The sequence below is a fragment of the Nocardia grenadensis genome (genome assembly GCF_050942415.1).
GTDB lineage: Bacteria > Actinomycetota > Actinomycetes > Mycobacteriales > Mycobacteriaceae > Nocardia > Nocardia grenadensis.
The window spans coordinates 1,407,226-1,433,018 of sequence record NZ_CP192054.1; the positions used below are offsets into that span (position 1 = coordinate 1,407,226).

The window sequence follows — 25,793 nt, forward strand, 5'->3', positions numbered from 1 at the left end:
ATTTTCCAGGTGGGTGCCGGCGGGCTGTCCGGGGTCGTGGCGTGCGCCGACGGCAGCGGGAGCGAAGACGTCTCACGGAGGGGGTTCGCCCGGCCCGGCGGACAGGGCGGCCTCGATATCGGCGCACCACGGAATGGCGGCGCTGGCGCCCAGCACGGTGGTGGCCAGCGCCCCCGCGGCGCAGGCGAAACGCAATGCCGCGGCCGGGCCCCGCGACCAGCGGACGGCCAGGGCGCCGGCGAACGTGTCACCCGCGCCGGTGGTGTCGACGACATCGACCGCCGGTCCGGCGACGGTCGTCTCCACGCCGTCCGGCCCCCGGTGGCGCGCGCCGTCCGCGCCGAGCGTGACCACCAGGTGCGGCACCCGGTCGAGCGTGCCGCTCAGGTCCTCGGCCTCGCCCCGGTTCACCACCGCCACATCCACCCGGCTCCACAAATCCGCCGGAAGGCGTTGGGCCGGAGAGGGATTGAGTATCACAGTGGTGTCATTGTCCCGGGCGTGCCGCACCGCTTCCGCGATGGTCGGGATCGGGACCTCGAGCTGGCACAGCAGGATATCGGCCGCGGCGACGGCGGCGAGATCGCCGGCGCGCAGGCGGCGCAGCCCGGTATTGGCACCGCCTACCACGATGATCGAGTTCTCGCCACCGGCATCGACCACGATCGAGGCGATCCCGCTGGGGCCTTCGATCGTGCGCAACCCGGTGGTATCGACCCCGGCCCCGGTCAGCACCGCGCGCAATCGCGGCGCGAACACATCGGTGCCGATCGCGCCGAGGAACATCACCTGCCCGCCCGCCCGGCTCGCCGCGATCGCCTGGTTGGCGCCCTTCCCGCCGGGCACCATCGTGAAGCCGCGGCCCAGGACCGTTTCGCCGGGTGCGGGCCGGTGATCGGTGGTGGTCACCAGATCCATGTTGATACTGCCGAGTACGGCGATCAGTGGGATGGTCACGGGGAGAACCTAGCGCGGTGAGTGCCGGTAGAACCGATTTTTCCGCTGCGTAGGCTGTAGGCCATGACGGTAGAGACCACCGCTGAGTTCGATATGCGTGCGGCCGTGCACGAAGCCGCCCGCCGGGCGCGGGTCGCTTCCCGGGTCCTCGCCCAGCTCACCACCGATCGGAAGAACGAGGCGCTGCACGCCGCCGCGGACGCGCTGCTCGCCGCCGCCGACACCGTGCTGGAAGCCAACGGCGAAGACCTGGTCGCGGCGAAAGCCGCCGGCACCGAGGATTCGCTGCTGGACCGGCTGCGGCTGACCAAGGACCGGATCGACGGCATCGCCTCGGGGCTGCGCCAGGTGGCCGGACTGCCCGATCCGGTGGGTGTCGTGGAGCGCGGATCGACGTTGCCGAACGGACTCGAGATTCGCCAGGTCCGGGTGCCCCTCGGCGTGGTGGGCATGGTCTACGAGGCGCGGCCCAATGTCACCGTCGACGCGTTCGGACTGGCGCTGAAGTCCGGCAACGCGGCGCTGCTACGCGGCTCGTCCTCGGCGGCGCGGTCGAACGCGGCGCTGGTCGCCGTACTGCGGGACGCGCTGAACGGGGTCGGCCTCCCGGTCGACGCGGTCCAGCTGCTGCCGAGTTCGGATCGCTCCAGCGTGACCCACCTGATCCAGGCCCGCGGCCTGGTGGACGTGGTCATCCCGCGCGGTGGCGCGGGCCTGATCAACGCGGTGGTGCGCGACGCCCGGGTGCCGACCATCGAAACGGGTACCGGCAACTGCCACGTCTACGTGCACTCCGGTGCCGATCTGGATATGGCCGAAGAGATCCTCGTCAACGCCAAGACCCGCCGCCCCAGTGTGTGCAATGCGGCCGAGACGGTGCTGATCGACGCGGCCATCGCCGATACCGCGCTGCCACGGCTGAGCAAGGCACTCGCCGACAAGGGCGTCACCCTGCACGGCGATCTCGACGGGATGGTCCCGGTTACCGACAAGGACTGGGGCGAGGAGTACCTGACCCTCGATATCGCGGTGAAGGTCGTCGACGATCTGGACACCGCGATCGAACACATCAATACCTGGGGCACCGGGCACACCGAGGCCATCGTCACCGGGGAACTGGCCGCGGCCGACGAATTCTCGCGCCGGGTGGACGCGGCGGCGGTTATGGTGAACGCCTCCACCGCCTTCACCGACGGCGAGCAGTTCGGTTTCGGTGCCGAGATCGGCATCTCCACCCAGAAGCTGCACGCCCGCGGCCCGATGGGGCTGCCGGAACTCACCTCCTCGAAGTGGGTCGTGCGGGGTTCGGGGCAGATCCGCCCCGCCTGACGACCCCGGCGACGAGAACGCGGGGCCTCGCGTCTCACCTCCGGTCCCGTTGCGCCGGGGGCGGGATCTCTCGCGGCCCCGGGGGGCGACGCCGGTCGGGTAACCGCCCGGTAGCGTGGGGTGGAGAGTTCAACGGAAGGACGGCCCGATGGAGCCCGCGAGTACCCCCTCCCCGCCGGTTCAGGAGCCGATCTTCGCATCGGTCGATGATGTGGTGCACCGCCTCGCCGAGACCGGATACCTGGCCGACAAGTCCACCGCGACCTCGGTCTTCCTCGCCGACCGGCTCGGCAAACCGCTGCTCATCGAAGGTCCGGCGGGTGTCGGAAAAACCGAACTGGCGCGGGCCGTGGCGCAGACGGCGGATGCCGAACTGGTGCGGTTGCAGTGCTACGAGGGTGTCGACGAGGCGCGGGCGCTCTACGAATGGAACCACGCCAAACAGATCCTGCGGATCCAGGCCGCCGGCGAGAACGACTGGGCCGAGACCAAATCGGATGTATTCACCGAGGAATTCCTGCTGTCCCGGCCCCTGCTCACCGCGATCCGCCGGGCCGACCCGACGGTCCTGCTCATCGATGAGACCGATAAAGCCGATGTGGAGATCGAGGGTCTGCTGCTCGAGGTACTGAGTGATTTCGCGGTGACCGTGCCGGAGCTGGGCACCATCACCGCCACCCGGAGACCGTTCGTGGTCCTCACCTCCAACGCCACCCGGGAACTGTCCGAGGCACTCAAGCGGCGATGCCTCTACCTACACCTGGACTTCCCGGACGAGGATCTCGAACGGCGGATCCTCGCGAGCCGGGTCCCGGAACTTCCCCAGGCGGTGGCCACCCAGCTGGTGCGGATCGTGCACGTGCTGCGCGGAATGCAGTTGAAGAAACTGCCCTCGGTCGCCGAATCCATCGACTGGGCCCGCACCCTGCTCGCGCTCGGGCACACCGAACTCGACGACACCACCGTCCGGGAAACGCTGGGCGTGGTGCTCAAACACCGCAGTGACCACCAGCGGGCGCTGGCCGATCTGAAACCGGCCTGACCGTGGTGGCCACCGACGACCAGCCCCTCGCCCCGCACGGTCTGCCGGGGCATCTGGTCGGTTTCGTGGAGGCGCTGCGGGCGCGGGGGATACCCGTGGGCCCGTCGGAGACGGTGGACGCGGGTCGGGTGCTGTCGGTGCTCGACCTGCTGGACCGCGAGTCGGTTCGCGAGGGACTGGCCTGCGCCCTGTTGCGGCGCACCACCCATCGCGGCACCTACGACGGACTCTTCGACCTGTGGTTCCCGGTGGCCATCGGAGACCGCGCCGGCGCCGCGGAGGCCGAGATCCCGTACCGCGACGACGGCCAGGTCGATATCCCCGGACTGCGGCGCATGCTGGCCGAAATGCTCGCCGACGAGGGTTCGGGTCAACAACAGGCGCTGATGGCCGCGCAGCTCGTCGAACAGCTGGGGCAGTACCAGTCGGCGCGGGGCGCGTCCTTCTCGTCGTATCAGGCGTTGAAGGAGGTGCAGCCGCAGACGTTGCTCGCGCAGATCCTGGCTGCCATGGCCACGCCCGGTATGAGCGATTTCGATACCGAGATCGCGCGCCGGGCCGCTCGCTCCCGCATCGAGAGGTTCCGGCGCACCGTGGAGGCGGAGACCCGGCGGCGGGTTGCCGAACGCATCGGTAAGGAACGGGTCGCCTCCTATGGGGTCCCGCGGCAGGCCGAGGAAGTCGATTTCCTGCGGGCCTCGCAGGCGGAGCTGGCCGAACTGCGACGCAGTACGCAGCGGCTGGCCCGGATCCTGGCATCGCGGCTCGCGGTGCGCCGCCGGCACGCCAAGCGGGGTGAGATCGATCTGCGCAAAACCCTGCGCAAGTCCATGTCCACCGGTGGGGTACCGATCGATCTGGTGAACCGCAAACCCCGGCCCGGCCGCCCCGAACTGGTCCTGCTCTGCGATGTATCGGGTTCGGTCGCGGGTTTCAGCAATTTCACCCTGCTGCTGGTGAGCGCGTTGCGTGAACAGTTCTCGAAGGTCCGGATCTTCGCCTTCGTCGATCACTCCGACGAGGTGACCAGGTTCTTCGATCCGCACACCCAGCTCGACGAAGCCATGCAGCGGATCTTCGCCGAGGCCGATATCGTCGGCTTCAACGGCCACTCCGACTACGGCAGTGCGCTGACGAGCTTCGCCGAGACGTTCCGCGACGCTGTCACCAGCCGAAGTTCCCTGCTGATCCTGGGTGATGCCCGCACCAACTACCGCGACCCCGAGCTTGCCACCCTGCGCGAGCTGGTCGAGGTCGCCAAGCACGCGCACTGGCTGAACCCGGAACCGCGCACCAACTGGGGATCCGGGGATTCGGCCGCCGACCGGTACCAGCAGGTCATCGAAATGCACGAATGCCGGTCGGCGGCGCAGCTCACGGCGGTGGTGTCCCGGCTGCTACCGGTCTGACCGGAACCCGCCGCGACCCCACCGTTAAGCTCGACACTCATGCACGGAACGGGCCGGGGTGGACGCAAGCTGGGTGTGATGGGTGGCACCTTCGACCCCATCCACCACGGACACCTGGTCGCGGCCAGTGAGGTCGCGCACCGGTTCGACCTCGACGAGGTGATCTTCGTACCCACCGGACAGCCGTGGCAGAAGACCGATCGCCAGGTCAGCCCGGCCGAGGACCGGTATCTCATGACGGTGATCGCCACCGCCTCCAACCCGCGGTTCTCGGTGAGCCGGGCGGATGTGGACCGCAGTAAAGTGACCTACACCGTCGACACCCTGCGCGATCTGCACGCCCAGTACCCGGGCGCGGAACTGTTCTTCATCACCGGGGCCGACGCGCTGGCCAGCATCCTCACCTGGCAGGATTGGGCGGAACTGTTCGAGCTGGCGAAATTCGTGGGGGTCAGCCGGCCGGGGTACGAGCTGAACATCGACCATCTGGCCGACCATCTGCGAGGTATGCCCGACGACGCGGTCACCATGATCGAGGTCCCCGCGCTGGCCATCTCGTCGAGTGAATGCCGCCGTCGCGCGGCCGAGGGGCGGCCGGTCTGGTATCTCGTACCGGACGGGGTCGTGCAGTACATATCGAAGCGGCATCTCTATGTGCCCGCTCGAGCGGAAGGTGATGGAAACGTGAACGAGGTGCTGGCATGAGCGGCGCACGCCCGGAGGTAGCAGCATGAGCGCGACGGAAGAGGCGGTGCGGATGGCGACCGTCGCCGCGCTGGCCGCGGACGAGAAGCTGGCCGCCGATGTGGTCGTGCTGGACGTCTCCGAACAACTCGTGATCACGGACTGCTTCGTGATCGCTTCGGCGCCGAACGAGCGCCAAGTCAATGCCATCGTCGATAATGTCGAAGAGAAACTGCGCGCGGCCGGACATAAACCGGTACGCCGGGAAGGGACCCGCGAGGGCCGTTGGGCGCTCTTGGACTACGTCGACGTGGTGGTGCACATCCAGCACAACGACGAACGTAATTTCTATGCGCTGGAACGATTGTGGAAAGACTGCCCCATCGTTCCGGTCGAGGGGATCGGAATGAGCGAGTCGGGCCCGGCGGAAGGAGTGGAGCGTGACCACGCAGGGCCCTCGCTCATGCCGCGTGAACACGGCGCGCCACCGGCCGCCGGAGACGAAAGTGCTGGAGAACCGAGTGAGAGATAAAACCGGTGTGCGCACCTTGATCCTGTTGCGCCACGGGCAGACCGAATGGAACGCAGGCGACCGGATGCAGGGGCAGATCGACACCGATCTCACCGATCTGGGACGGCGACAGGCGAAAGAGGCGGCGCGCGAACTGGTCTCCCACCAGGCGGTCGGATTGATCTCCTCCGATCTCCGCCGCGCCTACGACACGGCGCTGGCGCTGTCGGAGCACTCCGGACTCGACGTGGTCCGGGAGCCGCGGCTGCGGGAGACCCATCTCGGGGACTGGCAGGGTATGGGGGATGTCGAGGTCGATTCCCGCTATCCCGGTGCCCGGCTGGAGTGGCGGATGGACGCCACCTTCACCCCGCCCGGTGGGGAATCGAAACTGGAGGTCGGTGCCCGCGCTCTGCCGGTGGTGCAAGAGTTGTTCGACGAGCGGCGGGATTGGCCCGGCGCCACTATGATTCTCGTGGCGCACGGCGGGCTGATCGCCGCGCTCACCGCCGCGCTGCTCGATCTGCCGCCTCGGAACTGGCCGGCCCTCGGTGGCCTGGCCAATGCCAGCTGGGTGCAGCTGAGCAGCCACGGCCCGAGCCCGGAAAAGCCCGGCTGGCGTCTCGATGTGTGGAACGCAGCGGCGAAAGTAGCACCCGATGTCATCTGAAGACCTGAACCGCCAGATACCGGACGAACTGTTCCAGAAGGTATCCGCGAAACCGGAGCGCGCGCTACCGGACGCCCTGTTCGGCCCGGCGCCCGAACGGGAGGCGGACGAGACCGCCGACGACACCGCGGCCGCCGAGGACGGCGACGTCCGGAAGGCAGTCTGACCTCAGGAGGATTCCGCAGTGACAGCCACGTCCGCGGGTACACATGCGCCCGATCCGGGTAGCGAACCGGGAACGACCGGCCCGGACACGGGTTCGGTCGCGGAGACGGGTACCGCGCCACGGATCGCGCCGAATGTGGAGATCACGCCGGATCCCGCGGTGCCCACCGGATCCGCGGCTTCCGGTGCCCCGCGACCGGTACTGCTGGTGATCGCCGATTCGTTGTCCTATTTCGGCCCACGGGGCGGACTGCCGGCCGATCATCCCCGGATCTGGCCGAATCTGGTGGCGGCCGAACTGGATTGGGATGTCGAACTCGTCGCCCGGATCGGCTGGACCTGCCGGGACGCCTACTGGGCGTTGATCGGGGACCCGCGGGTCTGGGCGGCTGTCCCGCGCGCCGGTGCCGTGGTCTTCGCGGTGGGCGGTATGGATTCGCTGCCCTCACCGTTGCCCACCGCACTGCGCGAACTCATCCGCTATGTGCGGCCGTCGGGGCTGCGCCGGGTGGTGCGCTCGGCCTACCAGTGGGTTCAGCCCCGGGCGGCGAAACTCGGTCGCCCGGTGGCGCTTCCACCCGAAGTGAGCGTGGACTATCTGGAGCAGTGCCGGACGGCGCTGAACCGGCTCCGGCCCGAGCTGCCCGTGGTCGCGGTACTGCCGTCGGTGCACGACTGCGCGGCCTACGGCCGGGTGCACAGTGGCCGCGAACCGGCGGTGCGCGCCCTGCGGGCCTGGTCGCGGCGGTGCGGTGTGCCGCTGGTGGACTTGAAGGCAGCGGTCCACGACAACATTTTCTCCGGCGACGCCAATCCCGACGGGATCCACTGGGGGTGGGACGGGCACACCGAGGTCGCCAAGGCGATGGTGAAAACGCTGCAAGAGGTGGGGTGAGACATGGCGGTCGTGGTCGTCACCGATTCGTCCGCCAGCCTGCCCGCGGAGGTGATCGGCGAGCTGGGTGTCGAGGTGGTGCCCCTGCACGTGCTGGTGGGGGATGCGCAGATCCGGGAGGGTGTGGACGAGCTCGCCGTCGACTACACCGCCGACGACGTCACCACGTCGGCGCCGTCGCCGGGTGAACTGCGCGACGCCTATACCGAGGCGCTGCGGCGCAGCCGCGGCGACGGTGTGGTCGCGGTACATCTGTCCCGGCAGCTTTCGGCGACCTGGGAGGCGGGAAGGCAGGCCGTCCGGGATATGGACGCCGCGGAGTCGGTGCTGCTGGTGGATTCGCTCGGGGCAGGCCTGGCGACCGGTTTCCCGGCGCTGGCCGCCGCGCGGTGCGCGGCTGCCGGCGGCACGCTCGCGGCCGTGTACGAGGCCGCGGTGCAGGCGGCGGCGGGTTCCCACACGTTCTTCGTGGTGAATCGCACCGAGCAATTGCGTCGCGGCGGAAGGCTCAGTACGGCAGCGAGTTTCTTCGGCAGCGAGCTGGTGAGCAAGCCCGTGCTGCAACTGGTACAGGGGCGGCTGGAACTACGGGACAAGGTACGTACCCGGTCGAAGGCGTTCGCGAAGCTGGTCGCGGCCGCCGAGGAGGCCGCGGGTGCGGGCCCGGCCGCGGTGGGGGTGCAGCATCTGGCGGCCGCCGAGGCCGCCGAGACGGTGACGAACCAACTGCGCGAACGTCTCCCGCAGGTCGACGAGGTTGTCGTCGCCGAGTTCGGGCCGGCGCTGGCGGTCCATCTCGGGGTCGGCGCGGTCGGGGTACTGGTACTCCCCGGCGGGTGCGGCTGACCGGTCGCGGTATCTGTCGCGGCCACCGGCCGTCCACAGGCCGGAGTTGTCCACAGGTCTATCGAAACCCCAGGTGGGTCCATGCGTTCGGCGTCCGGCCGGGCCTAGCGTCGCGGGCATGGCACCACACGACGAGCGCGAACGGGTACGCAGACAACTGGGCGGGCACCTCGCAGAGCTACCGCGGGACGACACGGACCCCCGGGTGCGTCCGTGGCCGGACTCCGCGTTCGCCGAGGCCGATGCCGTACGCACCCCGCGCTGGCTGGACGACGAACCCGCCCCGGCCGGCCGGTGGGACCGACTGATCCCCGACCGGTTCCGCGGCGCGCGCCTGGACACCGGGCGGCGCGGAGTGGCGGCCATGGCGGGTATCGGCCTGCTCGCCGCGCTGCTGACGGTCGTGATGGTGCTGTGGGATCGTCCGGTCGCGCAATCGGTTCCCCCGCTGCCCGCGGTCCAATCCGCCGCGCTGCCGGTGGATTCCGCGGAAGCCGGGCCGGTGCCTCGCGCGGCGGAGCCGACGCCGACCGGAACGCAGCCCGCCGAACTGGTGGTGAGTGTCGTGGGTCTGGTGCACCGGGCAGGTCTGGTGCGGCTGCCACCCGGCGCCAGGGTCGCCGACGCGATAACGGCGGCGGGCGGTGCGCTCGACGGCGCGGATCTGGCGGGACTGAACCTGGCCCAGCGGCTGGCCGACGGCGACCAGGTCCGGGTCGGTCCCGGCGAACCCGGCGGGCCGCTACCGGGCAGCGCGACGATCGGCGGCTCCGCGGGGCCCCCGCCCGATCCCGGCACGAACGGAGGTGGGGCCCCGGCGGGTACCCCGGTGGATCTGAACTCCGCCACCGAAGCCGAACTCGACGCGCTGCCCGGAGTGGGCCCGGTGACCGCGAAGGCGATCATCGCCTGGCGCGAAACCAACGGGCGGTTCACCGGTGTGGATCAGTTGGCCGAGGTGGACGGTATCGGCCCGGCCCGGCTCGCGCGCCTGCGCGAACTGGTGACGGTATGAAGACGCTGCCCGTGCGGGCGAGCGGCGTGGGCGTCGAACCGGTGCCGGGCCGCGGTGAGATGTCGATACGAGGCCGGTGCCACGCGCGGGTGGTCGGCGGTCGGTGCACCGGGCACACACCGGGCGGTCGTCAACCAAACCCGCGGCGCCGACTCGGCGGCCCGGAGCCCGGAGCCCGGTCGAGGCGGCGGAACCACACACGGGGGACGGGTGCGATCCGCACGGTAGCGACCGCCCCCATGGATGACTTCACCAGCTGCTCTGTCACCCGCGGGCGAGATCGGCGGCTGCTCTGGCGCCTCGTGCGGAAATGGGGGCGGGTATGCCGGTGAACGCGCCGCCGGGCACCGAAGGCCGGCGGCGCGCAGCGGGAGCGAAAGGTGATACGGCGGGTCCGGATACGGTGCTGGATGCGCGGTTGCTGCCGGCGACTCTGTCCTGTTGGCTCGCCACCGTCCTCGCGGTCGGCGCCGGGTGGGTCACGGGGGTGGCCGTCGCGCTCGCGCTGGCTGTGCTCGCCTTGGCGGCCTGGGCACTGCTGTGGACCGGGATAGCCCATCGCAGCGAACGCCGCCGGGTCGTGGCGACGGTGGTGCTGGGTGCCGCGCTGATCGGTTCGGCGTTCGCCTGTGCCGGCGCGTGGCGGGAGCATCAGGTTGGTGCGCATCCGCTGCGCTCGGTACCGGCCGCGGCGACGGTCGAGGTGGTGATGGTGCCGGGGGACGACCCGAAACCGGTGCGCAGCAGTGGCTCCGGGCGCGGCCGGCTCTGGGTGGTGCGCGGCGAGCTCCGGGAGTTCCGCTATCGCGACCAGGTGGTACGCGGCGGTGGCGCGGTCGTCGTGCTGGCTGCGGGGCCGGCCTGGGCGGAAATGCTGCCGGGGCAGCCGATCGAATTCCGGGCCCGGCCCGCGCCCCCGCGCAGTCACGATCTGACGGTGGTCACCCTGCGGCCGGTGGGCGAACCGAGCACCGCGGGCCCGTTGCCGTGGTGGCAGGCGGCCGCCGACTCGGTGCGTTCGGATCTGGTCGCGGCCGCCGGCCGGGCACTCGCACCGGATCCGGCCGGCCTGCTGCCCGCGCTCGTCGCCGGAGACACCTCGGCGCTGAGTGACCGGGTGCACGACGATTTCGTCGCCGCAGGCCTCCAGCATCTGACGGTCGTCAGCGGGGCGAACTTCTCGATCTTGCTCACCGCGGTGCTCGCCACCACCCGGCTGCTCACCCTCGGTCCGCGTCTGTCGCTGTTCTGTGCCGCGGTGGCGCTGGTGTCGTTCGTGATCATCGCCCGGCCCGATCCGAGTGTGCTCCGAGCCGCGGCCATGGGGTCGGTGACGCTGCTGGCCTTGCTGACCGGCCGCCGGAAACAAGCCTTGCCCGCCCTCTGCGCCGCGGTGATCGCCCTACTGGCGCTGCGGCCCGCGCTCGCCGTTCAAGCCGGTTTCGCGCTCTCGGTCCTCGCGACCGGTGCGTTGCTCCTGCTCGCGCCCAGCTGGGCCGACCATCTGCGGGCCCGTGGCTGGTGGCGACTACCCGCCGAACTGGTCGCGGTGGCGGCCGCGGCCTTCGTTGTCACCACGCCGCTCACCATTGCGATATCGGGGCAGCTCAGCCTGGTGGCCGTGGCCGCCAATATTCTCGTGGCCCCGGTGATCGCCCCGATCACCGTCGGCGGAGCGCTGGCGGCCGCGGCGGCCACCTGCTGGGACCCCCTCGCGCACCTCGTTCTGCGCCCGATCGGGCTGCCGATGTGGTGGCTGCTCACGGTGGCGACCGAGGCGGCCGCCGTACCGGGCGCGGTCGTCCCGGTCCTTGGCGGTACACCGGGCGGTGTGATCGCCGCAGTCGTGGTCGCCGGCGGAATCGCGGCCCTGCGGTCGGCCCGGGTTCGGCGGGTCCTGTCGGCCGCATCCCTCGGAATCCTCGCCGCCTACCTACTACTGGTTTTCTTTCCCGGCTGATGAGCCTTCCCGGAACCGCCCCCCATGGACCCGTGGCAGGCCGTATCCCGGGCGTGGAATCGGCCACCCGCCATGTTCGCGCAGCTCGAAACCGGACGACCGCGTCGCGACGCAATCGGCCGTGGACTCCGCCCTGCTGTCGACCCGCCCTCGCCCTGCTCCTGCGAGATCGCCGGGCCCTCGGCGTCCGCACCACCCGGGCTGCGACCGGTGGCCGGCGGGCAGCCGTACGATCGGAGCCGTGAGCGAGCGACCTGCGGCCCTGCACCTGGTGCTGGGCGATGAGGAACTGCTGATCCAGCGTGCGGTGGCCGGGGTGACCGGGCAGGTGCGGGCGGTCGCGCCGGACCCGGACGCGGTCCCGGTCGACCGATTGCGGGCCGGTGATGCCAGCAGTGCGGAATTGGCGGAACTGCTGAGTCCTTCGCTGTTCGCCGAGGACCGGGTGATCATTCTGGAGGCGGCGGATCAGGCCGGTAAGGACGCCGTCGCGGTGATCTCCGAAGCCGCCGCGGCGCCACCCGAGGGGGTGGTACTGATGGTGGTGCACTCCGGCGGGGGCCGCGCCAAGGCCATGGTGCCCGAATTGCGGAAGGCCGGGGCGGTGGTACACGAATGCGCGAAGCTCACCAAGGCCTCGGAGCGGTCCGAATTCGTCCGGGCCGAATTCCGGGGGGCCGGGGCGCGGGTGTCGGCCGATGTAGTGCAGGCCGTACTCGACGCGGTGGGGTCGGAACTGCGTGACCTGGCGGCGGCGTGCTCGCAGCTGGTCGCCGATACCGGGGGCAAGCTCGATGTCGCGGCGGTACGCCGGTACTACTCCGGCAAGGCCGAGGTGTCCGGCTTCGAGGTCGCGGACCTGACCGTGGCCGGGAACCGGGCGGGTGCGGTGGAGGCGCTGCGCTGGGCGCAGGAGCGCGGGGTTCCGCATGTGGTGCTGGCCGACGCGCTGGCCGATTCCGTGCACACCATCGCGAAGGTGGGATCCGCTGGGCGCGGGGATCCGTTCAAACTGGCGGGTCCGCTGGGTATGCCGCCGTGGAAAGTGAAGAAGGCGCAATCGCAGGCCCGGGGCTGGACCCCGGCCACGATCGGATCGGCGCTACAGGTCGTGGCGACGCTGAACGCTGATGTCAAAGGAGGCGCCGCCGATTCCGGCTTCGCACTCGAGGACGCCGTACTGAAGCTGCTCGCCCTGCACGGGCGCAGCTGAGGAGCCGGCGAGCGGACGGCCGCTATTCGACCGCGCTGAGGCCCAGTGCCTCTTCGGCCGCTTCGTCGTAGCGGCCGTCCCACTCCTCGTAGACGGGGGTCTCCTCGTCCCGGGTGACCATCCAGACCACCACCGGGCCGCCGTCATCATCGGCCGGGACCAGCACGTTCTCGATCTTGACTCCGATACCGAGGACTTCGGCGGCCCGGATCACACCGGGCAGGTCCTCGGCTTGGACTACCGATTGGTTCGCATACACCGTAACCATGGGCCGCATGCTACGGCAGGAAGCACGCGACCGGTCCGGCGCCATCCGGGAACGGCCGGAAAAGCCGCGCCGACCGGGGGCCGGGAACGCCAAAAGCCGCCGTGGTCCTCAATGCCGCGGCGGCCGGTCGTCGAAAGGGATCAGTTGGTCAGAGCTTGTTCAGCGCGGTCGCCATCGCCGACTTCTTGTTGGCGGCCTGGTTGGCGTGGATAACGCCCTTGGAGGCGGCCTTGTCGAGCTTGCGGCTCACGAAACGGAGGCGCTCGGCGGCGGATTCCTTGTCACCGGACGCGGCGGCGGCCCGGAAGGCGCGGATGTAGGTGCGCAGTTCGGACTTGACCGACTGGTTGCGCTGCCGCGCCGCCTCGTTGGTGCGGATCCGCTTGATCTGGGACTTGATATTGGCCACGCCGGTATCCTCTGGTTCCTGTCTGGTTCGGTCGGAAAGTCTGTGTGCACCCCCGCCCTGGTGCTCGTCCATCGAAGGGAACAGCCGGGCACGGGGTAGGCAACGCCGATTGGCCAGGTTACCAGCACGTGGCGGCGCGACGAAATCGTGGGCGGATCGTCACATTGCGGGCGAGGCGATGTCGTTGTGCGCGTCGTTCGCCCCGCGTAACGTCCCCCACGATCGGCAGAGCGGTTTTCCCAGCAGGACCCAGGTGTTTCCCGGTGTGCGCCCCGGCACCAGGCGGCGGCGATCCTCTCGGAAGGCGGACCAGTATGTCTCCCACTGCGCAGGAAAAGGAAGCGATCCTCGAGGGCGTCGAACCGGCGGCGCCATCCGATCCCAAGAAATGGGCCGCCGAGGCGCTCGGCACGTTCGTCCTGGTGATGGGTGGAGTGGGAACCGCGGTACTGGCGGGAGAGAAGGTGGGCCCGCTGGGTGTGGCGCTGGCCTTCGGTTTGTCCCTGTTGCTCCTGGTCTACGCCATCGGGCCGGTATCCGGATGCCATGTCAATCCGGCTGTCACCGTGGGGCAGTTCCTGATGGGCCGATTGGCCCCGGTCAGCGCGGTGGGCTACATCGTCGCGCAGGTGGTGGGCGGTCTGGTGGCGGGTGTGGTGCTGTTCGCGATCGCGAAGAACCTGCCCTCCTACGATCGCGCGGCCGACGGCCTGGGTGCCAACGGCTGGGGTCCGCACAGTCCGTCGGCGGTCACCGGCCCGACCGGGCAGGCGGTGATCCAGGACGGATACGGCATGGCCGCCATGATCATCGTGGAGGTGATGCTCTCCGCCCTATTGGTCTTCGTGGTGCTGGCCTCGACCGACCGGATTTCGGAGATTCCGCAGGCGGGTCTGGCCATCGGTTTCACTCTCGCGGTCATCAACCTGATCGCGATCCCGGTCGACGGCGCTTCGGTGAATCCCGCCCGGAGCCTGGCGGTCGCGCCCTTCCAGGTCGGTGCGATGGGGCAGCTGTGGGCATTCATCGTGTTCCCGCTGATCGGCGGGGTGCTGGGCGCGCTGGTGTACCGGCTGCTCTTCGGCCGCTCCCGGAGCTTGGAGGTCTGACCCGGCGCCGTCAGTTCCAGTGGTACTCGCGTACGAGTCGGTGGGCGACCAGATCGAACAGTTTGCGCGGCAGGATGGCACCCTCGCGGCGGATCCCGTCCTCGGGGACATCGAGCACCCGGTCCAGCCGGACCCAGCTGTCCCGGCCCTGATGATCCCAGGTGCCCGCGCCGATCCCTATCCAGTCCGGATCGTCGGCGCGCACCGGGTTGGAGCTGAGCATGAGCCCGAGCAGCGTATGCCCGTCGCGGCCGACCACCAGCACCGGACGGTCCTTGCCGTTGCTCGGGTCCTCTTCGAAGGGGACCCAGGTCCAGACGATTTCGCCGGGGTCGGCGCGGCCGTCCAGTTGGGGGGCGTACACCACGCGCCGCGCGCGGTGGGCGGTCGGTACCGGAGTGGAGGCGGCGGGCCGGACCGGGACGCCGCCGGGCGCGGCGGGCCGCCGGCCGCGGCCCGAGCCGTCGCGGGTACCCCGGCGGTCCAGTAGGGCCCCGACCAGTCGCGGCGCCTGCCGCTTGACGATCTTCGGACCCTGTTGTTTCGCGATCGCGGTGAGTTGCTTGCCGGGACTGTTCCAACTTCGGGCCATCTCAGGAGGATAACGTCACGGCGCCGCCGGGGATATCGCCTCCGGTGGGCCGCGGCGGGACCTGGGCGGCGGCGGGCGGGGTCCAGCATGGGACGATGGTCGTCAGTACGCCCGATACCCCATGAGGAGTGGAGTGCCCGCCAGCTTCGCCGATACGACGTTCACCGATCCGTCGCGGATCCGGAACTTCTGCATCATCGCGCATATCGATCACGGCAAGTCGACGCTGGCCGACCGGATGTTGCAGCTCACCGGTGTCGTGGAGGACCGGCAGATGCGTGCGCAGTACCTGGACCGGATGGATATCGAGCGGGAACGCGGGATCACCATCAAAGCCCAGAACGTGCGGCTGCCGTGGACACCGAAGTCCGGGGAGCACGAGGGTGAGGATTTCGTCCTGCACCTGATCGATACGCCGGGCCACGTGGACTTCACCTACGAGGTGTCGCGAGCACTGGAGGCGTGTGAGGGCGCGATCCTGCTGGTCGATGCCGCGCAGGGGATCGAGGCACAGACCCTGGCGAATCTGTACCTGGCGCTGGACAAGGATCTGGAGATCATCCCGGTCCTGAACAAGATCGACCTGCCGGCCGCCGATCCGGAGCGTTACGCGGCCGAACTCGCCCATATCGTCGGCTGCGAGCCCGAGGATGTGCTGCGCGTCTCCGGGAAGACCGGGGTGGGCGTGACCGAACTGCTGGATCGGGTGATCGAGCGCGTTCCGGCGCCGGTCGGGGAGGCGGATGCCCCCGCGCGGGCGATGATCTTCGACTCGGTCTACGACACCTACCGGGGTGTGGTCACCTACGTCCGGGTGGTGGACGGCAAGCTGACGCCCCGCGAGAAGATCAAGATGATGTCCACCGGCGCGACGCACGAGTTGCTCGAGATCGGCATCGTCTCTCCGGAACCCAAGCCCACCCAGGGCCTCGGGGTCGGGGAGGTCGGTTATCTGATCACCGGTGTGAAGGATGTCCGGCAGTCGAAGGTCGGCGATACCGTGACCGCCGCCCGCAACGGCGCGATCGAACCGCTCACCGGCTACCGCGAGCCGCGTCCCATGGTCTACTCGGGCCTGTACCCGGTGGACGGGTCGGACTATCCGGATCTGCGTGACGCGCTGGACAAACTCCAGCTCAACGATGCCGCTCTGACCTACGATCCGGAAACCTCGGTGGCGCTCGGGTTCGGTTTCCGCTGCGGGTTCCTGGGTCTGTTGCATATGGAGATCACCCGCGAGCGCCTGCAACGCGAATTCGGCCTCGACCTGATCTCCACCGCGCCGAACGTGGTCTACCGGGTGGTGATGGAAGACGATACGGAACATATCGTGACGAATCCGTCGTACTGGCCGGAAGGCAAGGTGCGCGACGTCTTCGAGCCGGTCGTCAAGGTCACCATCATCTCGCCGAGCGAATTCATCGGCGCCATCATGGAGCTGTGCCAGTCGCGACGCGGCGACCTCGGCGGGATGGACTACCTGTCGGAGACCCGGGTCGAGCTGCGCTACACCCTGCCGCTGGCCGAGATCATCTTCGATTTCTTCGATTCGTTGAAATCGCGGACCCGCGGCTACGCCTCACTCGACTACGAGGAGTCCGGAGAACAGCAAGCGCAGCTGGTCAAGGTGGATATCCTGCTGCAGGGCGAGGCGGTCGACGCGTTCAGTGCCATCGTGCACCGTGACGCCGCCCAGGCCTACGGGCACAAGATGACCACCAAACTGCGCGAACTGATCCCGCGCCAGCAATTCGAGGTGCCGATCCAGGCGGCCATCGGGTCCAAGATCATCGCCCGCGAGAACATCCGCGCCATCCGTAAGGACGTGCTGGCCAAATGCTATGGCGGTGACATCAGCCGTAAGCGCAAACTGCTGGAGAAGCAGAAAGAGGGCAAGAAGCGGATGAAGACGATCGGCCGGGTCGACGTCCCGCAGGAGGCCTTCGTCGCGGCGCTGTCCTCGGACGCGCAGTCCGATAAGCCGAAGGACAAGAAGTAGCGGCGCACGCGCCCGCTCACGGCAATATCGCTGTGCGATAGCGGGATCTGTTCCGGCGACCCCCTCCGGTCCACGGAATCGGCTGATAACGAAAATGTGACAGCCGCAGATGTCGACAATAGGCTGAGAGCCGATCCGCGCCGAGGCGGCCCCGGCGCGGTTGCTGTTGAACGCGAGAGTGGAGTTTGGAATGGCGCGTGATCTGCCGTTCGACGGCGACGAAGAGGTCACCGAACGCGGTGGTGACACCGCCTATCGCATTGCCAGCGCCACATCGCGAGTCGCCCGCGGCGGCGCCTATGTGACCGGCGGCGCGTTGATCGCGAACAACGGCGGCGGGGTTCCGGCGCCGCCCAGTGAACTGGACAGCCGGAACGCCGGCTGGGCCTACAGCGCCGATCCCGATCCCGATGTCCCCAGTCCGGTGGTCACCTTCCCGGATCCGGAGCCGGTGCTGCCCGCAGCGCCGGGTTCCGCCGGCGATGCGAGCACGACCATGCCGCTCCCGCACGGCTCTACATTCGATATCCAGGTCGGCCGGCCCGGCGATTTCGATCTCGACGACTACTATCCCGGTGTCCACACCGAGGACATACCGGGACTGACACTGGTACCCGGCGCGCCCGAAGGTGGCGTGCCCGGGTCGGAGTTCATGCCGGGCACCGGGGTACCCGAATCCAAGATCCCGGGTATGCCCGAGTTCGGCGCGCAGGATCCGGGTCTGCCGCCGAACAACATCCCGGGTTTCGACGGTATCCCCGGATGGGGGCAGGGTTTTTCGCTGCCCGGTAACGAAGGTTTCGGTGCCCCGGGTGAATTCGAACTGCCCGAACCGGGCGATGCCTTCCAGACCGATATCTTCGACCTGCCCCGATTCAACCTGAGCCCCGATTCCTCGGCGCAGTCGGTAGCGCGTAGCGCGGACGACGGCGACTGGGGTTTCGATCTCGCCGATCTCCTGGCCCGCCCGGCCGGTGATCCGGCGTCCGGCTGGTACGGAGACTCCGCGGGAGGCCCGACCGGTGAGCTGATCATCGACTACGGAGTCGACGGCGGGATGGTCTTCGCGGACGGTTTCGGCCATGCGGTGGCCATCGATTCGCATATGGGACTGGACATCTCGGCGGGAGCCGACGGGTTCTGGGCCGCCAGCGACTGGGACCTCGATATCACCGTCGGTGACGGCAACCTGCTCGACGACCGGCTGGACCAGTACCTGGACTGGGCGCAGTCCGGCGCCGCCGCATCCGATGCGTTGCATTCGGCCGGGCGTGATCCGCTGGACGCCGCCGCTCGGACGAACGCGGGTGCGGAGACTCGCGGGGCAGAGCCCGGTGTCGCGGCGGACGCCGCTGTTCCCGGCGCGGCCTCCGGTACCGGTGCGGTCTCCGGCACCGGGGCAGCGGTGGCGCCGGGTGTGGCGGCTCCCGGTTCGATCCCGGCCGCCGCGATGGCCCCGGGCCCCGGCGTACCCGCCCCGGTCGCTCCGGCCCCGGTCGCCCCCGCGCCGATGGCCGCGGCCCCGGTCGCGCCGGCCCCGGTGGCTCCCGCGCCCGTCCCGCCGCCGGTCGTCGCACCGGCCGCCATGGCACCGGCGGTGCAGCCGGTCGCGGCGACCCCGCTGCAGACCACAGTCCAGCCCGATGCGGCGACCACCCCGATGGCCAATGTTCTCCATGCGCCGGCGGGACCGTCGCCGCTCACCGCGCCCGCGGCACAACTCCCGGATCTGTTCCACCGGCCGCCGCAGGCGCCGACGCCGGACCGGCAGTCGCCGGCCGAGCCGACCCTCCCCGGATCCGCCACGCCGATCGTGCCGACGACCACCGTGCCGACGACCACCGGCGACGCCACGTCCACCACCGGTCCCACGACCACCGGCCCCGAGGGCAGTACGACCACGTCCCCGGACGGCAACACCACGGTGGACGGCAGCACCACACCGTCGATCGGCGGGACCACCAGCACGTCGCCGGACGGATCGACCACCTCGCCGGAGACCACCACCGGCACCGAGGGACCGACCACCGGGAGCACGTCGCCGGAAACCGCCACCTCCGAGGGCGGGTCCACCGGCAGCACCGGCGAATCGACCGGCGTCACCACCACGAGCCCCGGGTCCTCCACCGGTGAGACGGTGACCGGCGGTATCACCACCGACCCGATCGGTGGGACCAACCCGAACGGCCCGGGCACGGGCGACCCGACACCGGACGGGACCCCGTCCACGGTGGATGTCCCCACCCAGCAGGTGCCCACGCAGCAGGTTCCCACCGCGGATCAACCGTCGGCCCCGGTGCCCACCGTGAGCGTGCCGACCCAGCAGCCGACGCTGCCGGACGCCCCGGCGCCGGTGACGCCACATCCGCTGCCGACACCGCTCCCGGTAGCGCCCCAGGTGCAGCCGATCGCCGACCACATTTCGCCGGTTCCGTACGATGTGCACGCGGTGGCCGTCACGCCGTATACCGAGCACACCGCGTTCGGTATCGCGGGCGGTGGGCTGACCGGTGATCTGTCCGGCGGATTGCTGCCACATACAGTGGCGGTGACCGAGGACCCGATTGCCGATCACGGCCACTGGGTAATCATGTGACAATGCACGACCGGCGGGGGGCTGTTCGGTCGTACGGGGGGAGATTCGACCGAATGCGGTCGATGACGGGATGTTGTGACCGAGAGTGAGGAGCAGGCCTTGTCTGCCGTAGCCGGACCGCGGGCCGCCACGGTGAAGAACCCGGAGGTGATGGCCCCCCTCGTCCAGATCATCGATGAGCTGCGGGATGTCTCACGCACCGCGAGCCGTAACGATCTGCGGGGACGGCTCGGAATGGTGCGGGCCCGGGTGGCCGATACGAGGGTACGGCTGGTGGTGGTCGGTCCGCCGAAGAGCGGGACGAGCACCCTGGTCAATACCATGGCGGGGGCACCGATCAGCGCCACCGACAGCGCGATCAGCGTGCCGGCGATAGTGGAGTACGGCCCGGAACCTTCCGCCACCCTCATCCGCCGTGAGGGCGGCGGGCGGATCCGCCGGCAGCACGTCGATCCGCTGAATCCGGCTCCGGCGCTCATGGCGAAGGGGGTGATCCGGGCCGATTTCACCCAGCCCAGCCCGCTGCTGGCCGAAGGGATCGTCCTGATGGACGCGCCCGGCGCGGCCGTGCAGGACCGCAGTACCTGGTCGATGATCGCGGCCGCCGACGCCGTGCTCTACGTGAGCGACGCCGACAGCGAGTACAGCCGGGAGCAGATCGAGCATCTGCGCCGGATCGGGCAGGTGTGCCCCACGGTGATCTGCGTGCTCAACAAGATCGACCGGAACCCGAACTGGACGCATGTGCAGGAACGCAATCGCGAACTGCTCGACGCCGCCGGTCTGGGTTTCGCGGTGGCGCCGGTCTCGGCCGCCATCCACCAGGAGGCGCAGCAGTCGGGCGATCAGCAGCGGGCGATCGAATCGGGTCTGCCGCAACTGGTCGAACATCTGCGCGCCTACGTGGTCGCCCACGCCGACGCGACGGCCGTACAGTCCGCGGTGCGCGATATCCGGCTGGTCGGCGACCATCTCGGTGTCACGCTGCGCACCGAGGCCGACGCGCTGCGCGATCCGCGCCGCCGGGCACATGTCACCCAGCAGCTGGCCACCGCCCGGGACCAGGCCGATCAGCTGCGCCAGCGCACCGCGACCTGGCAGATCACACTGGCCGACGGCAGTACCGAACTCATGGCCGATATCGAACACGATCTCCGGCACCGGCTGCGGATCCTGGTGCGCGACGCCGAGGCCGAGATCTCACGTACCGACCCGGCGGTCCGCTGGGCCCGCTTCGGTACCGACCTGGAGGCCAGGATCGCCGAGGCGATCGCGGAGAATTTCGAGACGGCCAACTATCGCGCCGAGGAACTGGGCGAACAGGTGGCCGCGCGGTTCCCCGCCGACCACCGCCGTCCGGATCTGCCCGATATCCGTCCGCAGTATCCCGCCGAACTGCTGGAGAACGTCGCGCCGCTGGAGCCGCTCCAGAGCGCGAAAGCCGGTGTCACCGAGCAGTTCCTGTCCGCGCTGCGCGGTTCCTACGGCGGTATCCTGATGGTTGGCCTGGTCACCAGTCTGCTCGGTATGTCCCTGGTGAACTGGTATTCGGCGGGCGCCGGCATTCTGCTCGGCCTGCATGCCCTGTGGGAAGGCCGGCGCACCCGCCGACAGCGGCGGCAGGCCGAGGCCAAGGTGGCGCTGGCGCGGCTGATGGACGATGTGGTGTTCCAGGTCGGCAAGGAATCCCGGACCCGCCTGCGCGAGGTGCAGCGGGTGCTGCGGGATCATTTCACCGATATCGCCACCGACGCGTTGCGCACCGCGGACGAGGCGCTGCGGGTCGCCGAGGAAGCGGGCGCCCAGTACGGCGACCGGGGTGCGGAACGGCTCGCCCGGTTGGACAGCGAGATGGGTAAACTGCGCGACCTGCGTCAACAGGCCGACCGTTTCGTCGCTGCCTGACCGGGCCGGTTCAGCGCCGGGGGCGGCTGCGCCACGGGGTGCCGCCCCCGGTCTTGCTGTGGGCCGGCTGGAACGTTCCGGTCTCCTGCGAGCCCTCGGCCCGGATCAGATGGGTGACCGCGTTGATCAGCGCGAGGTGGGTGAACGCCTGCGGGAAGTTGCCCAGATGCCGGCCGGTGGACGGGTCGATCTCCTCGGCGTACAGCTTGAGCGGGCTGGCATGGGTGAGCAGCCGTTCGCACAGTCTGCGGGCGCGACCGATCTCGCCGATCTCCACCAGCGCCGATACCAGCCAGAACGAGCAGATGGTGAAGCTGCCCTCGGGGCTGACCTGCCCGTCGTCGGTGGTCTCGTTGCGGTAGCGCAGCACCAGTCCGTTCTCCGTGAGCTCCTCGGCGATACCGAGCACCGTCGCGCGGACCCGCCGGTCGTCCGGGGGCAGGAACCGGGTGAGTACCACCAGCAGCAGGGAGGCGTCGAGGGTGCTGCCACCGTAGACCTGGGTGAAGCGACCGCGGTCGTCCACGCCGTGGGCGAGCACATCGGCCCGGATCTCTTCGGCGATCCGATGCCATTCCTGGGCGGAATGCGACTGACCGTGCAGCTCGGCGATTCGTGCCCCACGGTCCAGCGCCACCCAGCACATCACCTTCGAGGAGGTGAAGTGCTGGGGTTCGCCGCGGACCTCCCAGAGGCTGCGGTCGGGTTCGCGCCAGTGGTCGATGGCGGCGCCGACCTGGCGTTCCAGCATGGGCCACAGTGTTTCCGGAACGTGCTGACGGGATTTCACGTGCAGGTAGACCGCGTCGAGCATGGTGCCCCAGATATCATGCTGCTCCTGGTTGTAGGCGTCGTTGCCGATCCGGACCGGCCGGGCGTTGCCGTACCCGGACAGATGATCGAGGGTGCGCTCGGTGAGCTCACGCTCCCCGCCGATCCCGTACAGCACCTGCAGGGGTACCGCTTCGCCGTCGGGTCCGGTGGTGGCGTCGTGCAGGAAGGCGAAGAAATCGTCGGCTTCGCGGTCGAGGCCCAGGGTGTACAGACCCCAGAGGGCGAAACTGGCATCGCGCACCCAGGAGTAGCGGTAGTCCCAGTTGCGTTCCCCACCGGGGGACTCGGGCAGCGAGGTGGTGGCGGCGGCCATCAGAGCGCCGGTGGGTGCGTAGGTGAGGCCCTTCAGGGTGAGGGCGCTGCGTTGCAGATAGCGTCGCCAGGGATGGTCCGGGAAATCGCCGAGGGTGACCCACTGCCGCCAGCATTCGATGGTCGTCCACATTTTGTCGGCGGCCTCGGCGAAGGTTCGCGGCGCGGGCAGTTCCGACCAGGTGAGCGCGACGTAGGCGCAGTCACCCTCGCGCATCCGGGTCCGCGCCCGGGCCTCGCGCCCCTCCAGGCCCAGCCGCAGATCTGTGGTGAGTACCAGGGTGGGCCCGGCCGTGGGGTCGGCGGCACAGACCGCCGAGGCCTCCTCATACACCTTGCCGGTGTATTCCCAGGTGGCCGAGGCCCGGTGGTAGTCGAACGACGGTTCACAACTCAGTTCGAGTTCGACCGTGCCGCTCACACATTTCACCGTGCGCAGCAGCATATGGGCGGCGTCCCAATCGGTCGGCGTGCGGCGATGGGTGCGGCTGCGCTGGTCGGTGTTGTGCCACGGACCCAGTACCAGCGCGTCCCGGACGATCAGCCAGCCCGCTTCGGTCTGCCAGGTGGTCTCCAGGATCATCCCGCCGGGCAGGTAGCGGCGGGCGGCGGGCACGGTCCGACCGTAGGGGCCCAGCCGGAAATGACCGGCACTGCGATCCAGGATGGCACCGAAGACACTCGGCGAATCAGGTCGAGGGACACACATCCACTCGACCGAGCCGTTGCTGGCGATCAGACAAGTGGTCTCGCAGTCGGACAGGAAGGCGTAGTCGTCGATGACCGGGAAGTTGCTCTGCGGCAACTTGGTCTCCGGCGGAAGGGCCGGGAAGGTGCCCGGTTTTCCGTCGGCCGACGGTGCGTGCTCGGGACTCGGCATACCCCATCATGGGTCGCGCGGTCCCGAGCCGTCCACCACAGTTCAGCCGATGCGCCGGATCCGGGCCAGCCAGGCGGCGGCCTCGACCCGGCCCGCGGCGTCGGGCGTGAGGTCGCCGGCCTGCTCGGCGATCGTCTCGGTGATCCGGCCGTAGTAGCGGTCGGATCGCAGGTCTTCGATCGCCCAGCCGGGCGCAGTGAAAGAGTCGCGGATCATCTCCGCGCCGATCCGCGGGCCGAAGCCTTCCTCGGCATTCGACAGCGCCAGGACGTGCAGATGGCCGCCCGGCACGCACAGGCGGTGCAGCGTACGGACGTAGTCGGCCCGGGCCGCGGCATCGGCGAGGAAGACATGGAACAGCGCACTGTCCACGATGGTGTCGAAGGTGCCGAGCGGGTTGTCGCCGGAACGGGCCAGGGCGACCATATCGGCCACCTCGAATCGCGCGCCCGGCACATTCTTGGCGGCGGCGTTGCGGCGGGCGTAGGCGACCGCGCTCGGGGACAGATCGACGCCGAGTACGTCATAACCGAGTGCGGTGAGCGCGATGGTGTGCTCACCGGCGCCCGCTCCGGGGTCCAGGACGCGGCCGCGGATGTGGCCGGCGCGTTCCAGCTCCACGATCGCGGGCTGGGGCCCGCCGATAATCCACGGGGCGGTGTCGTTGTCGTAGGCGGAGTTCCATACCTCTGGTGCCTGTGTCATGACCCCACCCTGCAATCTCGAGTCGGGTTGAGGTCAAGGCGCGGGTCGGGGTGGCCACCGTGCGGTGTTCTACGCTGGTCGCCGTGGAGCGTATTGCCGACTGGTGGGACGGGTTCGAGATGTGGGTGGCGGGTCTGCCGTTCATCCCTCAGTTCCTCGTGGTGCTGGTGGGTATGGTGCCGATCAGTTTCGCGATCGCCTACCTGATCGACCGGCTCCTGCATGTGGCGGGCGTCGCGCTGGGTCGCGACGACGCCGACGGTGATCGCGATGCCGGAAACGAGGTGTACTGATGCCGCGCTCACGGGTGCAGCTGGCACTGCTGGCACTGCTGGTGCTGGTGATCGTCGCCTGGTTGTTCACCCGGTGACGCGGGCTGTCGTGCGTGCCGGTGCCCGGTCCGTATCGGGTGGGCGCGGGGTCGGTGAGCGGGCCGGCACGCGGTGCGGCCGGCCGGTTCCTCGCCTGCTGGTGGTGCTCGTCGCGGTGCCGATGCTGCTGGCCGGGTGTGCCGGCGGATCCAGCGACGAGGTCGGCGGCGGCGGGGCCGACGGCAGCGGCGGAACCGTCGATCTGTACGCGTACGCCATCCCCAAGCCCGGCTACGACGAGGTGGTCCCGAAGTTCAACGACACCGAGGTGGGCGAGGGCGTCGAGGTGCGCCGGTCCTACGGCGCGTCGGGGGACCAGTCCCGCAAGATCGCGCGCGGTGCGCCGGCCGATGTGGTGAGTTTCTCCCTCGAACCCGACATCACGCGCTTGGTCGACGCCGGACTGGTGGACCCCGACTGGAATGCCGACGCCACCCGCGGGGTGCCCTTCGGCTCGGTGGTGGCGCTGGTGGTGCGCTCCGGGAACCCGAAGAACATTCGGACCTGGGACGATCTCCTGCGCCCCGATGTCGAGGTGGTGACCCCGAACCCGTTCAGTTCCGGTTCCGCGAAATGGAACCTGCTCGCCCCCTATGCCGCGGCCAGCGCGGGTGGGCAGGACCCGCGGGCGGGTGTGGACTATCTGAACCGGATGCTGACCCATGTGCGCGTCCAGCCGAAGTCGGGGCGCGAGGCCACCGAGGCTTTCCTGCAGGGCACCGGCGATGTGCTGATCAGCTACGAGAACGAGGCGATCTTCGCCGAACGGCACGGCGACCCGGTCGAGCACATCGTTCCGGACACGACTTTCAAGATCGAGAATCCGGTCGCGGTGCTCGAGCACGCCCCACACCCGGAGAAGGCGATCGCCTTCCGCGATTTCCTCTATACGACCGAAGCGCAGCGTGCCTGGGCCGACGCGGGCTTCCGTCCGGTCGACCCGGGGGTGGCCGCCGAGTACACCGACGCCTTCCCGCAGCCGTCCATCCTGTACACCGTCGCCGACCTCGGCGGCTGGGAGACGGTGGAAGCGGAACTGTTCGCACCCGACTCCGGCACCATCGCCGTCGCCTACGACAACGCGACCGAGTAGCCAGGTGACCCGGCCCACACGCGA

At 69.6% G+C, this 25,793-nt stretch carries 24 protein-coding genes; 18 read left to right on the forward strand and 6 right to left on the reverse strand.

All coding sequences use genetic code 11. The features are described 5' to 3' along the window. Positions 1 to 72: 72 nt before the first annotated feature. A complete protein-coding gene (locus ACQPYS_RS06235) occupies positions 73 to 957 on the reverse strand; it encodes a ribokinase (RefSeq protein ID WP_433491949.1) in 885 nt (294 codons plus the stop codon). A 63-nt stretch (positions 958 to 1,020) separates the two neighbouring features. On the opposite strand from ACQPYS_RS06235, the gene ACQPYS_RS06240 reads away from it, so the two are divergent. From ACQPYS_RS06240 to holA, 12 genes are all read left to right on the forward strand, one after another. Beyond that, entirely contained in the window at positions 1,021 to 2,286 is a 1,266-nt protein-coding gene (locus ACQPYS_RS06240; RefSeq protein WP_433491950.1) for a glutamate-5-semialdehyde dehydrogenase, read from the forward strand. A gap of 148 nt (positions 2,287 to 2,434) precedes the next feature. Next, positions 2,435 to 3,328, forward strand: a complete 894-nt coding sequence (locus tag ACQPYS_RS06245) for an AAA family ATPase (protein ID WP_433491951.1) — start codon at positions 2,435 to 2,437, stop codon at positions 3,326 to 3,328. A gap of 2 nt (positions 3,329 to 3,330) precedes the next feature. After that, a complete protein-coding gene (locus ACQPYS_RS06250; RefSeq protein WP_433491952.1) occupies positions 3,331 to 4,737 on the forward strand; it encodes a vWA domain-containing protein in 1,407 nt (468 codons plus the stop codon). Positions 4,738 to 4,776: 39 nt separating this feature from the next. After that, the gene (gene nadD, locus ACQPYS_RS06255) at positions 4,777 to 5,442 is read left to right on the forward strand and encodes a nicotinate-nucleotide adenylyltransferase (RefSeq protein ID WP_063037896.1); all 666 of its coding nucleotides are present in this window, start codon (positions 4,777 to 4,779) and stop codon (positions 5,440 to 5,442) included. Between the two features lie 25 nt (positions 5,443 to 5,467). Beyond that, on the forward strand, positions 5,468 to 5,953 hold the full coding sequence (gene rsfS, locus ACQPYS_RS06260) for a ribosome silencing factor (protein WP_084481214.1): 486 nt from the start codon (positions 5,468 to 5,470) through the stop codon (positions 5,951 to 5,953). Beyond that, on the forward strand, positions 5,943 to 6,602 hold the full coding sequence (locus tag ACQPYS_RS06265) for a histidine phosphatase family protein (protein WP_063037895.1): 660 nt from the start codon (positions 5,943 to 5,945) through the stop codon (positions 6,600 to 6,602). The genes rsfS and ACQPYS_RS06265 overlap by 11 nt, the downstream gene beginning before the upstream one ends. Then, complete coding sequence (locus ACQPYS_RS06270) at positions 6,592 to 6,768, forward strand: hypothetical protein (protein WP_157107294.1); 177 nt, start codon at positions 6,592 to 6,594, stop codon at positions 6,766 to 6,768. Before ACQPYS_RS06265 ends, ACQPYS_RS06270 begins: the two co-directional genes overlap by 11 nt. Positions 6,769 to 6,927: 159 nt before the next feature. Continuing rightward, the gene (gene octT / locus ACQPYS_RS06275) at positions 6,928 to 7,662 is read left to right on the forward strand and encodes a diglucosylglycerate octanoyltransferase (protein WP_063038013.1); all 735 of its coding nucleotides are present in this window, start codon (positions 6,928 to 6,930) and stop codon (positions 7,660 to 7,662) included. Positions 7,663 to 7,665: 3 nt separating this feature from the next. Beyond that, entirely contained in the window at positions 7,666 to 8,508 is an 843-nt protein-coding gene (locus ACQPYS_RS06280; protein WP_433491953.1) for a DegV family protein, read from the forward strand. Positions 8,509 to 8,626: 118 nt separating this feature from the next. Continuing rightward, positions 8,627 to 9,523 (forward strand): helix-hairpin-helix domain-containing protein, encoded by an 897-nt coding sequence (locus ACQPYS_RS06285; RefSeq protein ID WP_433491954.1) that lies wholly within the window; start codon positions 8,627 to 8,629, stop codon positions 9,521 to 9,523. A 322-nt stretch (positions 9,524 to 9,845) separates the two neighbouring features. Beyond that, entirely contained in the window at positions 9,846 to 11,483 is a 1,638-nt protein-coding gene (locus ACQPYS_RS06290) for a ComEC/Rec2 family competence protein (RefSeq protein WP_433491955.1), read from the forward strand. A gap of 241 nt (positions 11,484 to 11,724) precedes the next feature. Then, positions 11,725 to 12,696 (forward strand): DNA polymerase III subunit delta, encoded by a 972-nt coding sequence (holA, locus tag ACQPYS_RS06295; protein WP_433491956.1) that lies wholly within the window; start codon positions 11,725 to 11,727, stop codon positions 12,694 to 12,696. 22 nt (positions 12,697 to 12,718) lie between these two features. On the opposite strand, the gene ACQPYS_RS06300 is transcribed toward holA, so the two are convergent. Both ACQPYS_RS06300 and rpsT read right to left on the reverse strand, forming a co-directional pair. Continuing rightward, positions 12,719 to 12,964: a hypothetical protein gene (locus ACQPYS_RS06300; protein ID WP_039823397.1), complete on the reverse strand. Its 246-nt coding sequence runs from the start codon at positions 12,962 to 12,964 to the stop codon at positions 12,719 to 12,721. 148 nt (positions 12,965 to 13,112) lie between these two features. Beyond that, complete coding sequence (gene rpsT, locus ACQPYS_RS06305; protein WP_063037890.1) at positions 13,113 to 13,373, reverse strand: 30S ribosomal protein S20; 261 nt, start codon at positions 13,371 to 13,373, stop codon at positions 13,113 to 13,115. Positions 13,374 to 13,687: 314 nt separating this feature from the next. Here rpsT and ACQPYS_RS06310 point away from each other — a divergent pair, with 314 nt between their 5' ends. After that, positions 13,688 to 14,482: an aquaporin gene (locus tag ACQPYS_RS06310; RefSeq protein WP_433491957.1), complete on the forward strand. Its 795-nt coding sequence runs from the start codon at positions 13,688 to 13,690 to the stop codon at positions 14,480 to 14,482. A 10-nt stretch (positions 14,483 to 14,492) separates the two neighbouring features. Here the strand turns inward: ACQPYS_RS06310 and ACQPYS_RS06315 are convergent, their stop codons facing one another. Then, positions 14,493 to 15,074 (reverse strand): type II toxin-antitoxin system PemK/MazF family toxin, encoded by a 582-nt coding sequence (locus ACQPYS_RS06315; RefSeq protein ID WP_433491958.1) that lies wholly within the window; start codon positions 15,072 to 15,074, stop codon positions 14,493 to 14,495. 121 nt (positions 15,075 to 15,195) lie between these two features. Between ACQPYS_RS06315 and lepA the strand changes: the two genes are divergently transcribed. The 3 genes from lepA to ACQPYS_RS06330 all read left to right on the forward strand — a co-directional run bounded on the left by lepA (position 15,196) and on the right by ACQPYS_RS06330 (position 21,574). Beyond that, positions 15,196 to 17,073, forward strand: a complete 1,878-nt coding sequence (gene lepA / locus ACQPYS_RS06320; RefSeq protein WP_063037881.1) for a translation elongation factor 4 — start codon at positions 15,196 to 15,198, stop codon at positions 17,071 to 17,073. 190 nt (positions 17,074 to 17,263) lie between these two features. Then, positions 17,264 to 19,669, forward strand: coding sequence for a hypothetical protein (locus tag ACQPYS_RS06325; RefSeq protein WP_433491959.1), 2,406 nt, complete (start codon positions 17,264 to 17,266; stop codon positions 19,667 to 19,669). Between the two features lie 75 nt (positions 19,670 to 19,744). Beyond that, complete coding sequence (locus tag ACQPYS_RS06330; RefSeq protein WP_433491960.1) at positions 19,745 to 21,574, forward strand: dynamin family protein; 1,830 nt, start codon at positions 19,745 to 19,747, stop codon at positions 21,572 to 21,574. A gap of 10 nt (positions 21,575 to 21,584) precedes the next feature. Here ACQPYS_RS06330 and ACQPYS_RS06335 read toward each other — a convergent pair whose 3' ends face one another. Together ACQPYS_RS06335 and ACQPYS_RS06340 are read right to left on the reverse strand one after the other, a co-directional pair. Next, a complete protein-coding gene (locus tag ACQPYS_RS06335) occupies positions 21,585 to 23,600 on the reverse strand; it encodes a glycoside hydrolase family 15 protein (protein WP_431938743.1) in 2,016 nt (671 codons plus the stop codon). Between the two features lie 42 nt (positions 23,601 to 23,642). Beyond that, on the reverse strand, positions 23,643 to 24,305 hold the full coding sequence (locus tag ACQPYS_RS06340; RefSeq protein WP_431938742.1) for a class I SAM-dependent methyltransferase: 663 nt from the start codon (positions 24,303 to 24,305) through the stop codon (positions 23,643 to 23,645). An 83-nt stretch (positions 24,306 to 24,388) separates the two neighbouring features. On the opposite strand from ACQPYS_RS06340, the gene ACQPYS_RS06345 reads away from it, so the two are divergent. Next, a complete protein-coding gene (locus tag ACQPYS_RS06345; RefSeq protein WP_063038005.1) occupies positions 24,389 to 24,598 on the forward strand; it encodes a hypothetical protein in 210 nt (69 codons plus the stop codon). A gap of 199 nt (positions 24,599 to 24,797) precedes the next feature. After that, positions 24,798 to 25,769, forward strand: a complete 972-nt coding sequence (locus ACQPYS_RS06350; RefSeq protein WP_063038003.1) for a sulfate ABC transporter substrate-binding protein — start codon at positions 24,798 to 24,800, stop codon at positions 25,767 to 25,769. Positions 25,770 to 25,793: the final 24 nt, after the last annotated feature.

Coding starts and splice junctions, on each gene's coding strand:
- ACQPYS_RS06240 (WP_433491950.1), top strand. CDS start 1,021: ATGACGGTAGAGACCACCGCTGAGTTCGATATGCGTGCGGCCGTGCAC.
- ACQPYS_RS06245 (WP_433491951.1), top strand. CDS start 2,435: ATGGAGCCCGCGAGTACCCCCTCCCCGCCGGTTCAGGAGCCGATCTTC.
- nadD (WP_063037896.1), top strand. CDS start 4,777: ATGCACGGAACGGGCCGGGGTGGACGCAAGCTGGGTGTGATGGGTGGC.
- rsfS (WP_084481214.1), top strand. CDS start 5,468: ATGAGCGCGACGGAAGAGGCGGTGCGGATGGCGACCGTCGCCGCGCTG.
- ACQPYS_RS06270 (WP_157107294.1), top strand. CDS start 6,592: ATGTCATCTGAAGACCTGAACCGCCAGATACCGGACGAACTGTTCCAG.
- ACQPYS_RS06280 (WP_433491953.1), top strand. CDS start 7,666: ATGGCGGTCGTGGTCGTCACCGATTCGTCCGCCAGCCTGCCCGCGGAG.
- ACQPYS_RS06285 (WP_433491954.1), top strand. CDS start 8,627: ATGGCACCACACGACGAGCGCGAACGGGTACGCAGACAACTGGGCGGG.
- ACQPYS_RS06290 (WP_433491955.1), top strand. CDS start 9,846: ATGCCGGTGAACGCGCCGCCGGGCACCGAAGGCCGGCGGCGCGCAGCG.
- ACQPYS_RS06300 (WP_039823397.1), bottom strand. CDS start 12,964: ATGGTTACGGTGTATGCGAACCAATCGGTAGTCCAAGCCGAGGACCTG.
- ACQPYS_RS06310 (WP_433491957.1), top strand. CDS start 13,688: ATGTCTCCCACTGCGCAGGAAAAGGAAGCGATCCTCGAGGGCGTCGAA.
- ACQPYS_RS06315 (WP_433491958.1), bottom strand. CDS start 15,074: ATGGCCCGAAGTTGGAACAGTCCCGGCAAGCAACTCACCGCGATCGCG.
- lepA (WP_063037881.1), top strand. CDS start 15,196: ATGAGGAGTGGAGTGCCCGCCAGCTTCGCCGATACGACGTTCACCGAT.
- ACQPYS_RS06325 (WP_433491959.1), top strand. CDS start 17,264: ATGGCGCGTGATCTGCCGTTCGACGGCGACGAAGAGGTCACCGAACGC.
- ACQPYS_RS06335 (WP_431938743.1), bottom strand. CDS start 23,600: ATGCCGAGTCCCGAGCACGCACCGTCGGCCGACGGAAAACCGGGCACC.
- ACQPYS_RS06340 (WP_431938742.1), bottom strand. CDS start 24,305: ATGACACAGGCACCAGAGGTATGGAACTCCGCCTACGACAACGACACC.
- ACQPYS_RS06350 (WP_063038003.1), top strand. CDS start 24,798: ATGCTGCTGGCCGGGTGTGCCGGCGGATCCAGCGACGAGGTCGGCGGC.